The organism is Pseudomonas sp. BR20, from assembly GCF_050780135.1.
Classification (GTDB): Bacteria; Pseudomonadota; Gammaproteobacteria; order Pseudomonadales; family Pseudomonadaceae; genus Aquipseudomonas.
Genome location: NZ_CP172012.1, coordinates 2,071,697 through 2,087,981, shown reverse-complemented (window position 1 = coordinate 2,087,981; position 16,285 = coordinate 2,071,697). Strand labels below are relative to the sequence as shown.

General features: G+C 56.8%; 15 protein-coding genes. 2 read left to right on the top strand and 13 right to left on the bottom strand.

Annotated features, from left to right (window positions below):
* Positions 1 to 94: 94 nt before the first annotated feature.
* From kdpC to kdpF, 4 genes are all read right to left on the bottom strand, one after another.
* A complete protein-coding gene (gene kdpC / locus ACHPFG_RS09465; protein ID WP_431702213.1) occupies positions 95 to 640 on the bottom strand; it encodes a potassium-transporting ATPase subunit KdpC in 546 nt (181 codons plus the stop codon).
* A gap of 63 nt (positions 641 to 703) precedes the next feature.
* Positions 704 to 2,761, bottom strand: coding sequence for a potassium-transporting ATPase subunit KdpB (gene kdpB / locus ACHPFG_RS09460; RefSeq protein ID WP_431702212.1), 2,058 nt, complete (start codon positions 2,759 to 2,761; stop codon positions 704 to 706).
* Between the two features lie 15 nt (positions 2,762 to 2,776).
* Positions 2,777 to 4,471 carry a potassium-transporting ATPase subunit KdpA gene (kdpA, locus tag ACHPFG_RS09455; RefSeq protein WP_431702211.1) on the bottom strand — a complete coding sequence of 565 codons (1,695 nt, stop codon included), beginning with the start codon at positions 4,469 to 4,471 and terminating at the stop codon, positions 2,777 to 2,779.
* Between the two features lie 9 nt (positions 4,472 to 4,480).
* Positions 4,481 to 4,570, bottom strand: a complete 90-nt coding sequence (kdpF, locus tag ACHPFG_RS09450; protein WP_003218754.1) for a K(+)-transporting ATPase subunit F — start codon at positions 4,568 to 4,570, stop codon at positions 4,481 to 4,483.
* 412 nt (positions 4,571 to 4,982) lie between these two features.
* Between kdpF and eat the strand changes: the two genes are divergently transcribed.
* Both eat and ACHPFG_RS09440 read left to right on the top strand, forming a co-directional pair.
* On the top strand, positions 4,983 to 6,347 hold the full coding sequence (gene eat, locus ACHPFG_RS09445) for an ethanolamine permease (protein WP_431702210.1): 1,365 nt from the start codon (positions 4,983 to 4,985) through the stop codon (positions 6,345 to 6,347).
* 110 nt (positions 6,348 to 6,457) lie between these two features.
* The gene (locus ACHPFG_RS09440) at positions 6,458 to 6,625 is read left to right on the top strand and encodes a DUF2897 family protein (protein WP_003172675.1); all 168 of its coding nucleotides are present in this window, start codon (positions 6,458 to 6,460) and stop codon (positions 6,623 to 6,625) included.
* 6 nt (positions 6,626 to 6,631) lie between these two features.
* Here ACHPFG_RS09440 and ACHPFG_RS09435 read toward each other — a convergent pair whose 3' ends face one another.
* The 9 genes from ACHPFG_RS09435 to fcl form a co-directional block, all read right to left on the bottom strand.
* On the bottom strand, positions 6,632 to 7,480 hold the full coding sequence (locus tag ACHPFG_RS09435; protein WP_431702209.1) for an urea carboxylase-associated family protein: 849 nt from the start codon (positions 7,478 to 7,480) through the stop codon (positions 6,632 to 6,634).
* 15 nt (positions 7,481 to 7,495) lie between these two features.
* Entirely contained in the window at positions 7,496 to 8,140 is a 645-nt protein-coding gene (locus ACHPFG_RS09430; protein ID WP_431702208.1) for a GntR family transcriptional regulator, read from the bottom strand.
* A 179-nt stretch (positions 8,141 to 8,319) separates the two neighbouring features.
* Positions 8,320 to 8,652, bottom strand: a complete 333-nt coding sequence (locus ACHPFG_RS09425; RefSeq protein WP_431702207.1) for a ComEA family DNA-binding protein — start codon at positions 8,650 to 8,652, stop codon at positions 8,320 to 8,322.
* A gap of 114 nt (positions 8,653 to 8,766) precedes the next feature.
* Positions 8,767 to 10,764, bottom strand: coding sequence for a polysaccharide biosynthesis protein (locus tag ACHPFG_RS09420; RefSeq protein ID WP_431703458.1), 1,998 nt, complete (start codon positions 10,762 to 10,764; stop codon positions 8,767 to 8,769).
* Positions 10,765 to 10,828: 64 nt separating this feature from the next.
* Entirely contained in the window at positions 10,829 to 11,854 is a 1,026-nt protein-coding gene (locus ACHPFG_RS09415) for an MraY family glycosyltransferase (protein WP_431702206.1), read from the bottom strand.
* 16 nt (positions 11,855 to 11,870) lie between these two features.
* Positions 11,871 to 12,833, bottom strand: coding sequence for an NAD-dependent epimerase/dehydratase family protein (locus ACHPFG_RS09410; protein ID WP_431702205.1), 963 nt, complete (start codon positions 12,831 to 12,833; stop codon positions 11,871 to 11,873).
* 5 nt (positions 12,834 to 12,838) lie between these two features.
* A complete protein-coding gene (locus tag ACHPFG_RS09405; protein WP_431702204.1) occupies positions 12,839 to 13,588 on the bottom strand; it encodes a glycosyltransferase family 2 protein in 750 nt (249 codons plus the stop codon).
* Positions 13,589 to 13,592: 4 nt separating this feature from the next.
* Positions 13,593 to 15,008 (bottom strand): mannose-1-phosphate guanylyltransferase/mannose-6-phosphate isomerase, encoded by a 1,416-nt coding sequence (locus tag ACHPFG_RS09400; RefSeq protein ID WP_431702203.1) that lies wholly within the window; start codon positions 15,006 to 15,008, stop codon positions 13,593 to 13,595.
* Positions 15,009 to 15,309: 301 nt separating this feature from the next.
* Positions 15,310 to 16,284, bottom strand: coding sequence for a GDP-L-fucose synthase (gene fcl, locus ACHPFG_RS09395; RefSeq protein ID WP_431702202.1), 975 nt, complete (start codon positions 16,282 to 16,284; stop codon positions 15,310 to 15,312).
* Position 16,285 lies beyond the last annotated feature (1 nt).

Below are 16,285 nucleotides of genomic sequence, written 5' to 3'. Positions count from 1 at the left end.
ATGTGGGAGGGGCTTACCCCCGATTTCGGTGGTTCAGTCGATACCTGTGTTGACTGACACTCTGCTATCGGGGGCAAGCCCCCTCCCACCGAGTTCAGAGTTTTTCCAGGGCCATGTTCAGCGCCAACACATTCACCACAGGCGGCCCCACCAGCGGGCTTTCGATATGTTCATCCATCAACCGTTGCAGGGTGGATACCGGCACATTTCGCGCGGCAGCCACACGCGCCAGTTGATAGGCAATCGCCTGGGGTGGCAAGTGTGGATCAAGACCGCTGCCGGAGGTAGTCAACGACGCCAAAGGCACCGGCCCCTGGCTAGGCACCCACTGCTTGTTAGCGTCATCGAACACGCGGGTGGCCAAGGCAGGGTTGCTTGGGCCAAGGTTACTGGCGCTGCTGGAAACCGTCGCAAAGGCACCTGCCGAAGGGCGCGGATGGAACCAGCTGTCACCGGTAAACTCCTGGGCGATCAGGCTGGAGCCCCGCACCTTGCCGCTGGCATCACGCACCAGGCTGCCGTTGGCCTGGTCCGGGAAGGCAACTTGGGCGACACCGGTGACCACCAGTGGATAGGCGACGCCGGTGATCAGGGTCATGAGCACCAGCAGGCTCAGGGCTGGACGGATTATGTTGGACATTTCAAATTCCTCAATTCGGTCTTTGCAACCTGTGGGCACGGGATGGTGCCCACCGGCATCGGGTCAAACCAGGTGCAATGCAGTCAGCAGCATGTCGATTGCCTTGATGCCCACAAACGGCACCAGCAGCCCGCCCAGGCCGTAGATCAACAGGTTGCGCCGCAGCAACGCCGCTGCACTCGCGGCATGCACACGCACGCCGCGCAACGCCAAGGGAATCAGCACGACGATGATCAGCGCGTTGAACACAATGGCCGAGAGAATCGCGCTCTGCGGGCTCTGCAAATGCATCACGTTGAGCACGCCCAACTGCGGGTAGATCGAGGCGAACAGCGCCGGCAGGATCGCGAAGTACTTGGCCACATCGTTGGCGATGGAAAAGGTGGTCAACGCGCCGCGAGTCACCAGCAACTCTTTACCGATCTGCACCACGTCCAGCAGCTTGGTGGGGTCGCTGTCGAGGTCGACCATGTTGGCGGCCTCGCGGGCGGCCTGGGTGCCGTCGTTCATCGCCATGCCGACGTCCGCCTGGGCCAGTGCCGGAGCGTCGTTGGCGCCGTCGCCACACATCGCCACCAGGCGGCCGTCGTTTTGCTCATGACGGATGCGCGCGAGTTTTTTCTCCGGGGTCGCTTCGGCCAGCACGTCATCCACACCGGCTTCGGCAGCAATCGCGGCGGCGGTCAACGGGTTGTCACCGGTGACCATCACGGTGCGAATGCCCAGCTTGCGCAGCTCGGCGAAACGTTCGCGGATACCGGGCTTGACCACGTCCTTCAAGTGAATTGCACCGAGCAATTTGCCGTCGGCACACACCAGCAATGGCGTGCCGCCGCTCTGGGCGATCTTGTCGATTTCCCGTGACAGAGCCGGTTGCAGGTCGCCGCGTTGCTGACCGATAAACGCCAGCAGCGAATCCACCGCGCCTTTGCGGAACACGCGGCCCTGGTAGTCAACACCGGACAAGCGGGTTTCGGCGCTGAACGGTACGGCGGTCAGCTCATCCAGGGTTGGCTCGGCCTGCGGGTGCAGAGCCCGCAGGTATTCGACGATGGATTTGCCTTCTGCCGTGTCGTCCGCCAGGGACGCCAGCAGCGCACCTTCGGCCAGGTCCTTGCCGCTGACACCCGGTGCCGCCACTACCGCTGAACAACGACGGTTACCGAAGGTGATGGTGCCGGTCTTGTCCAGCAGCAACACGTGCACGTCACCGGCCGCTTCCACGGCACGGCCGGACTTGGCGATCACGTTGAGGCGCACCAGGCGGTCCATGCCGGCAATACCGATGGCCGACAACAAGCCGCCGATGGTCGTAGGAATCAGCGTCACCAGCAGTGCGACCAAAAACACCAGCGGCAAGCTGCCATTGGCGAAGTGGGCGAACGGCTGCAAGGTCACGACCACCAGCAGGAAGATCAGAGTCAGGCCGATCAGCAGAATATCCAGCGCGACTTCGTTGGGGGTTTTCTGACGTTTGGCACCTTCGACCAGGGCGATCATGCGGTCCAGGGTGGACTCGCCGGGGTTGGCGGTGATGCGGATCAGCAGCCAGTCCGACACCAGCCGCGTATTGCCGGTGACGGCCGAGCGGTCGCCGCCGGACTCGCGGATCACCGGTGCGGATTCACCGGTGATCGCCGCTTCGTTGACCGCTGCGATGCCTTCGACAACCTCGCCATCGCCGGGGATCATTTCCCCGGCGGCCACACGCACCACATCACCTTTACGCAGGCTAGTGGCGGGCACGACCTTGAAGCTGCCATCGGCTTCCTTACGGCGCGCACTCAGGCCTTCGCTGCCGGCCTTGAGGCTGTCGGCGCGGGCTTTGCCGCGTCCTTCGGCCAAAGCTTCGGCGAAGTTGGCGAACAGCACGGTGAACCACAGCCACACCGCGATCTGCACGGCGACATAGGTCGGCACAGTGGTGTCGGGCACGAAGCACAACACGGTGGTGAGGATGGCGGTCAGCTCGACCACCAGCATCACTGGCGAGCGTTGCAGTTGGCGCGGGTCCAGCTTGACGAACGCCTGGACCAGCGCGGGGCGCCACAGGGACGAGATGGCGGTTTTAGCGGGTTCCTGGGTTTTGACCGGAGCCGCGTTTTTTGCAGGCATATTCATTTTCATATCCCCTTTTTAGAAGCCCATGCTCAAGTGTTCAGCGATGGGCCCTAACGCCAGCGTCGGCAGGAAAGTCAGGCCGCCCACCAGCAAAATGGTCACGGTCAACAGGGTCACGAACAGCGGACCATGGGTCGGGAAGCTGTTCTGGCCAATCGGTGCGGTCTTCTTCATCGCCAGGCTGCCGGCCAGGGCCAGTACCGGGAGGATGTAGCCGAAGCGGCCGATCAACATGCCCAGACCCAGCATCAGGTTATGGAACGGTGTATTGGCACTGAAACCGCCGAACGCCGAGCCGTTGTTGGCGCTGGCCGAGGTGTAGGCGTACAGCAACTGGCTGAAACCGTGAGGGCCGGGGTTGCTGATCGCGCCGGCAGGTCCGGGCAGGCTCGCGGCGATGGCACCCAGTACCAGCACGCCCACCGGCATCACCAACAGGGTCACGACCAGCAGTTGCACTTCCTTGGCCTGGAGTTTCTTGCCCAGGTATTCCGGGGTGCGGCCGATCATCAGGCCGGCCAGGAACACCGCGATCAACACGTTGAGCAACATGCCGTACATGCCAGCGCCGACGCCGCCGAAGATCACTTCGCCGACCATCATGTTGACCAGCGCCACCATGCCACTAAGGGGGTTGAGGCTGTCTTGCATGCCGTTGACCGAACCGTTGGACGCTGCGGTGGTGGTCACCGACCACAACACAGTGCCGGTGGTGCCGAAGCGCGCTTCCTTGCCTTCCAGCGGTGCGGTCTGCTCGACGGCCGGGTTGTTCAAGGTCGGGTTGGGCTGGTATTCGGACCACAGGGAAGTGGCGCCGCCGATCAGGAACAGCGCCAGCATGCAGCCAAGGATCGCACGGCTCTGGCGCAGGTCTTTCACGTAGTGGCCGAAGGTGAATACCAACGCCACCGGGATCAGGATGATCGAAGCCACTTCGAACAGGTTGGCCCAGGCGGTCGGGTCTTCAAACGGGTGCGCCGAGTTGACGCCGAAGAAGCCGCCGCCGTTGGTGCCCAGTTGCTTGATCGCAATCTGGCTGGCTGCCGGGCCCAGGGGGATCACTTGATCCACGCCTTGCAGGGTCACGGCATCCACATAGTGCGCGAAGGTTTGCGGCACGCCCTGCCATACCAGGAACAGCGCCAGCACCAGGCATAACGGCAGCAGACCGTAGAGCGTGGCGCGGGTCATGTCGACCCAGAAGTTACCCAGGGTCTTGGCGGATTTGCGCCCGATCCCACGGCACAGCGCGACCAGGACGGCCAGGCCGGTGGCCGCGCTGACGAAGTTCTGCACGGTCAGGCCAGCCATCTGGCTGAGGTAGCTCAGGGACGCCTCACCGCTGTAGGACTGCCAGTTGGTATTGGTCATGAAACTGACCGCGGTATTGAAGGCCAGGGTCCATTCCTGGCCCGGCAATTTCTGCGGGTTCAGTGGGAGATAGTCCTGGAACAGCAGGATCGCGAACAACAGCAAAAAGCCCGCGAGGTTGAACGCGAGCAAGGCCAGCATGTATTTCTGCCAGCTTTGTTCCTGATGCTCGTCCACCCCCGACAGGCGATAACAGGCTTTTTCGACAGGCCCCAGCACCGGGCTCAACCACGTGCGCTGGCCTTCCATTACTTTGTAGTAGAACCGCCCCAGGAACGGCGCCGGCACCAGTACCACGGCAAAGAAGGCAATGATCAGCCAATAGTCATAACTGTGCATGGCCAGCTCCTAGTTCCGATCCGCGCGTAACAGCGCAACCAGCAGATAAATGAACAGCGCCACGGCCAATAGCAGTGACACCCCGTCCAGAACGCTCATGGAAGTCTCTCCGTTTAGCGGCGAGTGCCGCGTGTGGGGCAATTGTCCGCAGGAGTGGCGTAAAGGAACGAGAGCGAGGGGGTGGGCGGGGCGTAAAGATGGCGTAAAGAGTGGGTTTATGCGGGGTTTACACTGCGGGTTCCAGCGTCTGGGCGGGCGATATCGGGAGCAAGCCCCCTCCCACACTTGACCGAGTTGTCATGCCGAGCGCCAGTCAACCTGTGGGAGGGGGCTTGCTCCCGATAGCGTCGGCACCGTCACCGCCGCACCTATCTGGTGCGACGCCGGCAAATTTCAAACGCCAAACCATCCCCCACACGACAGTCGCGCCGCTTTACGACAATGATTCTCAGGCTGGCATAGCCGCTGCAACACCTTGAATCATTCCAAACCGTTCAGGGAGCGCAGCACGATGAACACACAACTCAAACCCACCTTGGGCACTCTGCATTTATGGGGCATTGCCGTGGGGCTGGTGATTTCCGGGGAATACTTCGGCTGGAGCTATGGCTGGGGCGTGGCCGGGACCTTGGGCTTCCTGGTGACCTCGTTGATGGTCGCAGCGATGTATACCTGCTTTATCTTCAGTTTCACCGAGCTGACTACCGCCATTCCTCACGCGGGCGGGCCGTTTGCCTACAGTCGTCGCGCCTTTGGTGAGAAAGGCGGCTTGATCGCGGGCCTCGCCACACTGATCGAATTTGTCTTCGCTCCGCCCGCCATCGCCTTGGCGATCGGCGCGTATCTGAATGTGCAGTTCCCGGCCCTGGACCCCAAACACGCGGCCGTCGGTGCCTACATCGTGTTCATGGGGCTGAATATTCTCGGCGTGAAACTCGCCGCGACCTTCGAGCTGGTGGTATGCGTGCTCGCCGTCGCTGAACTGCTGGTGTTCATGGGTGTGGTCGCGCCCGCGTTCAGCTTCAGCAACTTTGCCCTGAATGGCTGGGCCGGTTCCGACACCTTCGGCGCCCCGGCGATTGCCGGGATGTTTGCGGCGATCCCGTTTGCCATCTGGTTCTTCCTGGCCATCGAAGGCGCGGCCATGGCGGCCGAGGAAGCGAAAGATCCGAAGCGCACCATTCCAAAGGCCTACATCAGCGGCATCCTGACCCTGGTGATCCTGGCCATGGGCGTGATGTTCTTCGCCGGCGGTGTGGGCGACTGGCGCACCCTATCGAACATCAACGATCCACTGCCGCAGGCGATGAAAACCGTGGTGGGCGACAGCTCCGGCTGGTTGCACATGCTGGTGTGGATCGGCCTGTTCGGCCTGGTGGCGAGCTTCCACGGCATTATCCTAGGCTACTCGCGCCAGTTCTTCGCCCTGGCCCGCGCCGGTTACCTGCCATCTTTCCTCGCCAAATTGTCGCGCTTTCAGACACCACACCGGGCAATCATTGCCGGTGGCGTGGTCGGCATCGCCGCGATCTATAGCGATGGCCTGATCAACCTGGGCGGCATGACCCTGACTGCGGCGATGATCACCATGGCGGTATTCGGCGCCATCGTGATGTACATCATGAGCATGCTCAGCCTGTTCAAACTGCGTAAGACCGAGCCGCTGCTGGAACGTACCTTCCGCGCGCCGGGTTATCCGATCGTGCCCGGCATTGCGTTGGTGCTGGCGCTGGTATGCCTGGTGGCCATGGCCTGGTTCAACGCGCTGATCGGGATGATCTTCCTCGGCTTCATGGCGGTGGGTTTCATCTACTTCCAGATGACCGCGCAGGACCGTGCCGATGCACCGGCAGATGCAATGTTGACCGGGCTCTAAGGTTTCGAGGCAGAACGGGCCTACACTGAACTACTCAGAAAGCCCGTAACTCAAAGTAGTTATTGCCGTGGGAAAATTCTCCCACGGTAATCTGCCTCAAGGAGAGCCTTATGCCGTGGTATGCGTGGTTGATTATGGTAGTTGCGATCGGGTCGATCGTCGGAGGGCTGATGATGCTGCGTGACAGCGCCAACAAGGTGGAACTCACCGACGAACAACGCAAACGCGTGGCCGAACGCAACGCCCAGGCGGATGCCAAGGACGCGCAGGACCGCTAGGACCGTTTACTCCCAATCCGCCTTGGCAATCTGCAAACCGTGCTGCCCTTTATAGGCAGCACGCTCCGGCTGGCTCCAGCCGTCCAGCAACTCGTCCTCCAACCTGTAGATCTCAACCCCCAGCGGACGGCACACCGTCAGCGGGTCCTGCGCATCCGGCCCCCACATCGGCAGTGACAAATCCCCGCCCGGGCACGTCGACAGCGCGCAGAGCAAATCAATCTCGGCAAAGAACTCCAAGTAATCGCCCTTCTTCGCCGGGCACGCCTTCATAAAATACATGTCGTCATGATTGAGGCCAGTGCACTGGAAGATATTCAGCACGTCATGCACATCGAATTCCGTTAGACCGTGAGGCAAAACCGCACGGGTCAGGTTCGAGTGGCAGTGGTGGTGGAAATCCTCGCCCGTGAGCATGCGGTTCACATAGGGATCGCAGCGCGTACCGAGCAAATCGTGCAGGCGGCCGCCGTGTTCATCGATGCCGTAGCTCGCCAGGCTGTCATCGGTGATAGTCACAAGGGGACGCAGAAAGGGCAGGTTCGACCACAGCCGATCATGGGTGCTCACATGGGCGCCCTGCAGCTGGCGGGTGCGCGCGGCCCAGAGACGTTCGCGGGGATCGTTGGCGTTCCACACGTTGAAGTCCCCCACCTGCGGGCCCATTGGGGTGGTGACACGAAACACATGCCCGGCGGGTACCTTCCACGCCCTGCCCGTGCGGATGGGCACCTCGAACTGTTCGATCAGCGTGCGTTGATCCGCGTTGTTGCGAATCCGTTCATAGAACGCCGTGTCGACCTGCAGCGCCGAGCCTTTGCTGACCTGATAAGCGGCCGGATAGTCTTTGTACATGATGTAGATCCTCGATCAGGGGTGGGTAAACAGGGCCAACGACAGGCGTTCCGAATCATCCAGGTACAGACTCATCGCCTCCCCTGCCGCCAGTTTATTTCCGTGGATCAGTAACTCGTATATTTCACGATCACGCTCCAGCCAGGGCGACTGAAAGCGCTGTTCATCGGGCGCGGCGCAAAACACCAGACGCAATTGGGCGATTACCTGAGCGAAAAACTCATCGAACAGCGGGCTGCGCATCATCCCGACAATCTGCTGGTGAAACACCAGGCTGTGGGTGGCCACCGCTCGCCAGTCCTCGCGCTCGCGGGCCAGCGCGGTGGCCTCGATGGCGTTTTGCATACGCTCGGATTGGTATTGGGTGAGCGCACCGCTCTGGGCAATGGCCTGCAATTCAAGGGTGCGACGGACGACAAATAAATCCCGCACCTCTGCGCGCTCCAACCGACGCACCATCACGCCCTTGTTGCGCACATAGCGCGTCAACCCTTCCTGGCCCAAACGGTGCAACGCCTCACGAATCGTATTGCGCGACGCGTTATAGGCCTTGACCAACTCCGCCTCGACCAGCGCCATTCCCGGCAACAGTCGCCCACCGATGATGTCGGCACGCAGTTCCAGAGCGATCTGGTCGGCTAAGGACAAGCTGAGTGGCATCGTTACCTCACGATTGTTGAACAATCCTCCCTGTGTCAGTAATCACTTTCCATGCCAAGAGCTGCGCGGTGGAAAACGATTCAGCTTGGTTAACATGCATCGTGGAAATCGTGGCCGACGGTTTGAAAGCGCAGAACCCGGATGAAAAAAAGGCCGGTCACTGACCGGCCTCTCGATACTTATTTGATCTCTAACCTACCCCGATTTTTCTCCAGCAACGCCTTGCCGATGCCCTTTACTTCCAACAATTCATCCACCGCCATGAACGGACCGTTGCTTTCGCGATAGGCGATGATTGCGTTGGCCTTCGCGGCACCGATGCCGAAGAGGTCACGACGCAGGGTTTCGGCATCAGCGGCGTTGAGGTTGACCTTGGTGGATTGTTCGGTTTTGGTCATCTGGGCGGCAATGGGGGTTGGGGGTTCGGATTTGATTGATGGGGCTGCGGTGGTGGCTACGGATAGAGTGGTGAGGAAGGCGAAGATTAGGGAAGTTAGGTAGGTGTTTTGCATTGGTGAGGCTCCATGACATCGATTAGGTAGAAAAAGCAGCTTTTCCGGAGCTGCTTTTCTACGTTAGGCGATGGATGGAGGGTGTCAAAAGTGGGTGGGTTACAGAGTGTTAACTCATGGTTCCAGGCGACGTTGCTGGTAGATCCAGTCGACGATTTCGCCTTCGGGGGAGTAGCCACTTACAGTTTCGCGCAAGAGTTGGCGGACGCGGGTGTAGTCGTCCTCCTCCACGGCAGCCAACAAGTCGTCCAGTCTGGCCTTGAGTACGTCCCAAGACAGATGGTCTTCATTCGCACTCATGATCATCGGGTGCCGGGTGGCAACGACGTTGTCGCCGATGAGTAACTCTTCGTAAAGTTTCTCACCAGGACGGAGGCCGGTGAACTCGATGGCAATATCTCCATGGAGATTTTTGTCGGAACGCACACTGAGACCCGACAGGTGAATCATCTTCTCAGCCAACTCGACAATTTTCACCGGCTCCCCCATGTCCAGCACAAATACATCACCGCCCAGCCCCATGGATCCAGCTTGAATAACCAATTGTGCCGCCTCGGGGATCGTCATGAAGTAACGAGTGATTTTCGGGTGGGTGACCGTTAATGGCCCACCGGATTTGATCTGCTTATGGAATAGCGGAATGACCGACCCCGACGAGCCCAGTACATTACCGAAACGAACCATGGTGAAGCGGGTTTTATTCACATGTGAAACATTGGACCTATCACCGAACAAAACTGGAGCCAGTTCACCGCTCAGAGCCTGCAGTGTCAATTCTGCCAAGCGCTTGGTACTCCCCATTACATTGGTCGGACGTACAGCCTTATCTGTAGAAATCAGAACAAAGTTAGCCACACCCGCTCGCAGTGCAGCCTGTGCGGTATTAAGCGTACCAATCACGTTGTTTAATACACCTTCGGCAATATTGTGCTCAACCATTGGCACATGCTTATAGGCCGCGGCATGGTAGACGGTGTCGACATGCCAAGTATTCATGACATCCAGTAGTTTGGATTGATTACGTACCGACCCTAGAATTGGCAAAATCCTGACCGACAACGACTCCCGAGCTACCCGCTGTTCAAGCTCAGAAAGAATACTGTAGAGATTGAACTCACTATGTTCAAACAGCAAAAGTGTCGTCGGCTGCAGAGCGAGAATTTGTCGACATAATTCAGAACCGATAGATCCCCCAGCGCCTGTAACCAGCACGCTTTGTCCCTTGATGCAGTGTTCCAGTAGATCCGGTAGGGCCGGGACTGCGTCACGACCCAGCAAGTCGGCAATGTCGACTTCTTGGATGTCATCGACCTTCACACGCCCACTTGCCAGGTCCATGAAACCCGGGACGCTTCTCACGTGAAGAGGGAACCCCTCGAGAAAACCAAGGATTTCACGACGTCGACCGCGACTTGAGGAAGGAATAGCAAGCAAAATCTCCTCGGCCCCCGTAGCGTCGATCATGCGTTGAATATGCTTGGGCTTGTAGACTTGGAGCCCCGAAATCACGCGATCACTAATACTCAGATCATCGTCGATAAAGGCCACTGGACGCATCACTCGGCCCATACGCAGAGCGGCAACCAACTGGTTACCCGCGGCACCGGCACCATAAATTGCAACTTTAGGCAGCCCATTGTCGCGATTGGTGAACGGCACATGTTGCGCGGCAGTGAACCAGTCTCCCAAAAAGTACTGACGCATCGCTAATCGCAGCCCGCCGATAGTGATCAGGCTGAGCCACCAATAGTTGAAAATGATGGAACGCGGCACCACGTTCTGATGATTGCTATACCAATAAACAACGACTGCCAATATCAAAGACGAAAGGCTCACAGCCTTGATAATAGCGATCAACGCATCGTTACCGAAGTACCGCATGACCGCTCGGTACATACCAAAGCGTATGAACAAGGGGATTGCGATCAGGGGCGCGGAGACGAAGAGCCATGGATGCATACGGATTGGATTGATCATTTCGTCGATCCCCAAACGCACAACGAAAGCCATCCAGAGTGCTAGCCACACCAGCACGACGTCGGTGAGAACCTGAATGGATCGTTTATATCGGCGAGGTAGACCTAACAAATAGATCCGTAACATATCCATAATTACCTCCGAACGGGTGAAGCATCGCAAAAAACAGCATTAATACTGCGGATATTCAGAAGATTTACTACCTGACTTCGATCTTCTCAACTGCACCCGACTGGAACTTCCATGCCAACATGACTAACGGAATATAAGCAATTATCACACCAACAAAACCATCCAGTCCCAACAGCGCAACGCACAATGCCACGGGAAGCAGCCAGACTACGTTCACAAGACCAACGGTCAAGGTCACCGGCAAGTGACGGCCGAACTGTCGTGACGCGTACTGATAAGCATGGCTACGGTGCGCTTCATAGACTTTGTCTCCACGAACCAGACGCCTAACAAGTGTAAATGTAGCATCCACCACGAAGACGCCCATCAGAATCACCCAAACCCAAAGGAGCACTGGAGACACCCAGGCCGCTTGCAAGGACAAAATCCCCAAGGTCACGCCCAAGAATCCGCTACCCGCATCTCCCATGAAAATCTTCGCAGGGGGAAAGTTCCAATACAAAAAGCCCGCTACCGTGAATGACAGGAGCAATGGAGCCCATGCCAACGAACTGAAACCCATCAATGCACAAATCAACGACGCACTGACGCAGACAGCGATAGCCTCAACACTGGCCAAGCCATCAATCCCATCCATAAAGTTATAAAGATTGAGCATCCACACCAAGTAGAACAGGGACAGCACCACCCCAATCCAGCCCATATCAAACACGACGCCCATTATAGTCAACGGGGGTATTCCTCCCAGCCAGAACAGTGCCCACACCGCGGCACTGAAATGACCAAGTAGCCGCCATCGTGCAGCGATATGACCATGATCATCTAGGAAACCCAACACCGCGACACCACCCCCGGCGCCTATCAGCCCCCAGGCAGAAGCCCAAGGTAAAAGCGAAAATATCGAGAGCAAAGGCACCAATAGCAGGAAACTCAACACGATAGCCACACCGCCACCACGGGGAGTGGGCACCGTATGAGAGCTCCGGGCATTGGGTACGTCTATCAAGCTTTTAGAAAGCGCATAGCGTCGTAGAGCACTCGTTAGCAGCAGGGAAATGCAACCGGCAATAACAAAAAATATCCAAACCATCACATACGACTCCAACGCTTCACGAACCGACGACTTTGTTACTGAACTCTTGTCCTGCTTTGATCATTGCCGCCTCAGCCGAAACAGGTGGCACCCAACCAAGCAGTTGTCTGGCGTTGGATGAATCTATCTGCAACGAACCGCACAATTGGGTATAAACCCCCTGCTTACCCAACAATTTCGCAGACACTCTCAAAAACGATATGGGCAAGTGGACCAGCCGCGTTTTCTTACCCATGCCTTTGGCCAAGAGATCAATTATTTGTCCGGTAGAAAAATCAACGCCATCAGACGCTAAAAACACTTGGTTAGCTGCAGACGGGTGCCCCACACAAACAGCGATGAGATCAACCAGGTTTTCCAGAGCGATCATGCTCCTACTGTTATTCACTCGCCCAAAAGGCAGCGGAATACCCGAATGAACAAGCTTCAGCAGACGGCGAAAGTTGCCTGGGGCATGAGCCGCATAAACCAGGGGCGGTCGAATGATGACAACTTCCATCTCCGTGTTCTTGGAGAGTTGCATCAAACCCATTTCTGCCTCCAGCTTTGAAACGGCGTAATCTGCATGAGGGGCAGGATCAGAAGTCTCTGAGAAAGGATGGCCGGTAGTGAGTGCGCCATTCACGCCGATTGAACTGATAAAAACGAAACGCCTGACCCCCTGGGCAGCCGCCTGCCTGGCCAGGTTAAGGGTCGCTTTGGTATTGGACTCGCGGAACATCTCCAGGGCATTAGCCTCACGCGCCAGGACGTGAGCCCGCCCAGCCAAATGAACCACACAATCAACACCAACCAGCGCCTCATGCCACAATGTCTGCGCGCCGAATTCGCCCAGATTGAATACCTGACACGGGTGGCTAACGCTCGCATGATCAGATCGGGAGGCGACGACAACCGAGTGACACCCGCGCTCAAGCAAATTCACCAAGAGCTGCGAACCGACAAAACCGGTCGCGCCTGTAAGTAGGAGCTTATTCACGGACGTCATTTAAAAAAATAACTGGCGACTTTGAAAGGAATCTTCATGGCAATCATGAAAATGTTGGTATAGATGCCGTTCTCTTTACACGCCCTAACGATCTCCATGTTTTGGTGAATCTTCCACCAAAACCCCGTGGTACTAATTCCGCCTTGACGCATCTTGACCATGTTCGCGTCATGCCTGGCGAGCTTGATGCCTTGGGTGATGAAACGGGTCATAAGCTCAAAGTCGGCCGAAACACGATAACCCAACTTATAGTAACCAAACTGCTCGAAAAGGCTGCGACGCGCGTAAAAGGTCGGATGCGGAATCATGAAACCAAAGCGAATTTTCCAGGCCGAAAATCCGGATGACGAGTATTTCCGCGTCACAACCTCAGTGTTATCGCGCTCGACAAATACCAGGTTTGCGTATAACGCTTCACAGGCGGGGTTGGCCTGCAAAAACTTCACCAGTTCCTCAATGGTAGAGGTACTGGAAAACACATCGTCCGAATTGAGAATGCCGACATAGTCTCCGGTCGCACATTTAATACCCTTGTTCATCGCGTCATAGATGCCTTTGTCTGGCTCGCTCAAAACAGTCGATATACGCCCCTCATACTCAGAGATGATGGCCAGCGTCGAATCTTTTGAAGCACCATCAATCACGATGTACTCAATGTTTTCGTAGGTTTGCGAGAGTACCGATTCCAAGGTGTCACGAATGGTCGAGGCGCTGTTATAGCAAACGGTGACGATTGAAATTTTCACACTATCAACCCTTCACTCGACCATAAATATCTTCGAAACGGACAATATCGTCTTCCCCCAGATAAGACCCGGATTGCACTTCAATCAATTCGAGAGGGATCATTCCCGGGTTTTCCAAGGCATGCACCTGACCAATAGGGATGTAGGTCGACTGGTTTTCAGTCACTAGATAGGTCTTTTCACCATTGGTCACACGAGCAGTTCCGCTCACCACAATCCAGTGTTCTGCGCGGTGATGATGCATTTGGACCGAGAGTTTCTCACCGGGCTTTACGGTGATTCGCTTGACCTGATAACGCTCACCATTGTCGATCGAGTCGTACACACCCCATGGTCGGTAGACCTCACGGTGGTTTGCGTGTTCTTGACGCTTACAATTCTTGAGCTGATCAACAATTTTCTTCACGTCCTGCACTTGATCCTTGTGCGCAACGAGTACGGCGTCTTTGGTCTCGACGATGATCAGATCGGCCACACCAACAGTAGTGACCAGACGATGCGTCGCATGTACGTAACTGCCGGAGGTGTTCTCGGAAAGAACATCGCCCTTGAACAAATTCCCTTCTGCGTTTTTTTCGCCAGCCTCCCAGAGCGCCGACCACGAGCCAATATCGCTCCATCCAGCATTCAAAGGGACCATTACAGCGTCCGACGTTTTTTCCATGACGGCATAGTCAATGGAATCATCAGGGCTGGTCGCAAATACTGCGCTGTCGACGCGGGTGAAGTGCATATCCTGCTGACCGCCGGCCAAAGCCTCACGGCATACAGAAACAATTTCCGGCTGAAACAGCTCAAGCTCTTGAAGGTAGCGGCTGGCGCGGAACATGAACATGCCGCTGTTCCAGAAATAGCTGCCTTCAGACAAGTACTGCTGCGCAGTTTCAAGGTCTGGCTTTTCAACGAAGCGATTGACCTCGAATCCTCCACCCCCTACTGGCGCGCCCATTTGAAGATAACCGTAGCCGGTTTCAGGATGGGTCGGCGTAATGGCGAACGTCACCAACTTGCCCGCTTCGGCAAGTGCTTGCGCCTTGGCAATGCTCTGGTGAAACGCCTCAACATCTTGAATCAGGTGATCGGCGGCCAGCACCAGCATGATGGGGTCGTTCTGCTCGGTTAGCGCCTGCAATGCTGCCAAAGCAATGGCCGGAGCAGTGTTTCGGCCCACTGGTTCGAGAATGATATTGGCCTCTTCCAGCCCCAATTGCCGAAGCTGTTCTGCCGCCAGAAAACGATGGCTTTCATTACAAATCAATCGAGGAACGGCATGCTCCAGTCCGTCAAGACGCTTGATGGTGGCCTGCAACATAGTCAGGTCAGCGTCCACCAACGGCAGGAATTGCTTTGGGTTCAACTGACGGGACAAAGGCCAAAGACGAGTGCCTGAGCCGCCCGCCATGATTACCGGAAGAAACATTCAATCATCCTTTGATTCTTTCTTGATCAGCGCAGCGCAATACTCGCAGGTGGAGTTATGTTCGATGCAGTGACGTTTATATAGGTTGTCTGGAGCTCATCATACGCTTGGTGGTGAGGTACTGGCATTGCTAAAATACCGACCTTGCGTCGATTCAGCATCACGCTTTTGCAATACACGCAAAGGTGATGAGTCAGGTCTGCGCCCTATTGATCGAGCCGCAAAATCGATGGGTTACAAGATCGAAATTCAAGACGGATGCAGACAACGCCCACCCTGAGCGGGCGTTGCCGCAAAACCATCAGTTTCGTGCGTCCAGACGGTTTGTGACAAACCACTGATAGGCATCTCTCAAACCGTCCTCAAGCTGGATGCTCGCCTGCCATCCCATGGACTTCAGTCGAGAAACATCCATCAGCTTTCGCGGCGTACCATCCGGCTTGGACGCATCAAACGTCAGCGTCCCCTTGAAACCAGTCACTTTGGCGATGGTCTCCGCCAGCTCACGAATCGTACAGTCGATACCTGTACCGACGTTGATATGGGAAAGCATCGGTTGAGTATTGGCACGATAGACTTCGCCATCTACTTCCATGACATGGACACTGGCTGCAGCCATATCATCAACGTGCAAGAACTCACGCATTGGCTTGCCACTGCCCCAGATTGCAACTTCTTCCACCGAACTCTCTACCGCATCGTGGAAACGACGCAGCAACGCCGGAATGACATGGCTGTTATCCGGGTGGTAGTTATCGTGTGGGCCGTACAAGTTGGTCGGCATCACGCTGCGATAATCACGACCGTGCTGACGGTTGTAACTCTCACACAACTTGATCCCAGCAATCTTGGCAATCGCGTAGGGTTCATTGGTTGACTCGAGCGTGCCGGTCAGCAGCGCCTGCTCCGTCATCGGCTGTTCCGCGAGCTTCGGATAGATGCAAGAGGAGCCCAAGAACAGCAGCTTCTGCACACCCGCGCGATGTGCAGCTTCAATCACATTCGCCTGAATCATCAGGTTGTCGTAAATGAAGTCCGCAGGGTAGGTATTGTTAGCATGAATACCCCCAACGCGCGCGGCTGCCAGATACACTTGGTCGACCTTGTGCTCATCGAAATATGCCCTCACCGCACTCTGATCGAGCAGATCCAAGTTTTCGCGGCCGAGCGTCAGGATATTCTTATAACCTAAGGCAGACAGGCGTCGTACGATGGCCGAGCCGACCATTCCTCGATACCCGACAACCAATACCGCTTCGGTCAAATTACGAGCCACT

What these genes read in the sequence shown, in the direction of transcription:
- ACHPFG_RS09435 (WP_431702209.1), bottom strand. Translation starts at nt 7,480, where the DNA reads ATGTACAAAGACTATCCGGCCGCTTATCAGGTCAGCAAAGGCTCGGCG.
- ACHPFG_RS09430 (WP_431702208.1), bottom strand. Translation starts at nt 8,140, where the DNA reads ATGCCACTCAGCTTGTCCTTAGCCGACCAGATCGCTCTGGAACTGCGT.
- kdpC (WP_431702213.1), bottom strand. Translation starts at nt 640, where the DNA reads ATGTCCAACATAATCCGTCCAGCCCTGAGCCTGCTGGTGCTCATGACC.
- ACHPFG_RS09440 (WP_003172675.1), top strand. Translation starts at nt 6,458, where the DNA reads ATGCCGTGGTATGCGTGGTTGATTATGGTAGTTGCGATCGGGTCGATC.
- kdpF (WP_003218754.1), bottom strand. Translation starts at nt 4,570, where the DNA reads ATGAGCGTTCTGGACGGGGTGTCACTGCTATTGGCCGTGGCGCTGTTC.
- ACHPFG_RS09400 (WP_431702203.1), bottom strand. Translation starts at nt 15,008, where the DNA reads ATGTTTCTTCCGGTAATCATGGCGGGCGGCTCAGGCACTCGTCTTTGG.
- kdpA (WP_431702211.1), bottom strand. Translation starts at nt 4,471, where the DNA reads ATGCACAGTTATGACTATTGGCTGATCATTGCCTTCTTTGCCGTGGTA.
- kdpB (WP_431702212.1), bottom strand. Translation starts at nt 2,761, where the DNA reads ATGAATATGCCTGCAAAAAACGCGGCTCCGGTCAAAACCCAGGAACCC.
- eat (WP_431702210.1), top strand. Translation starts at nt 4,983, where the DNA reads ATGAACACACAACTCAAACCCACCTTGGGCACTCTGCATTTATGGGGC.
- ACHPFG_RS09425 (WP_431702207.1), bottom strand. Translation starts at nt 8,652, where the DNA reads ATGCAAAACACCTACCTAACTTCCCTAATCTTCGCCTTCCTCACCACT.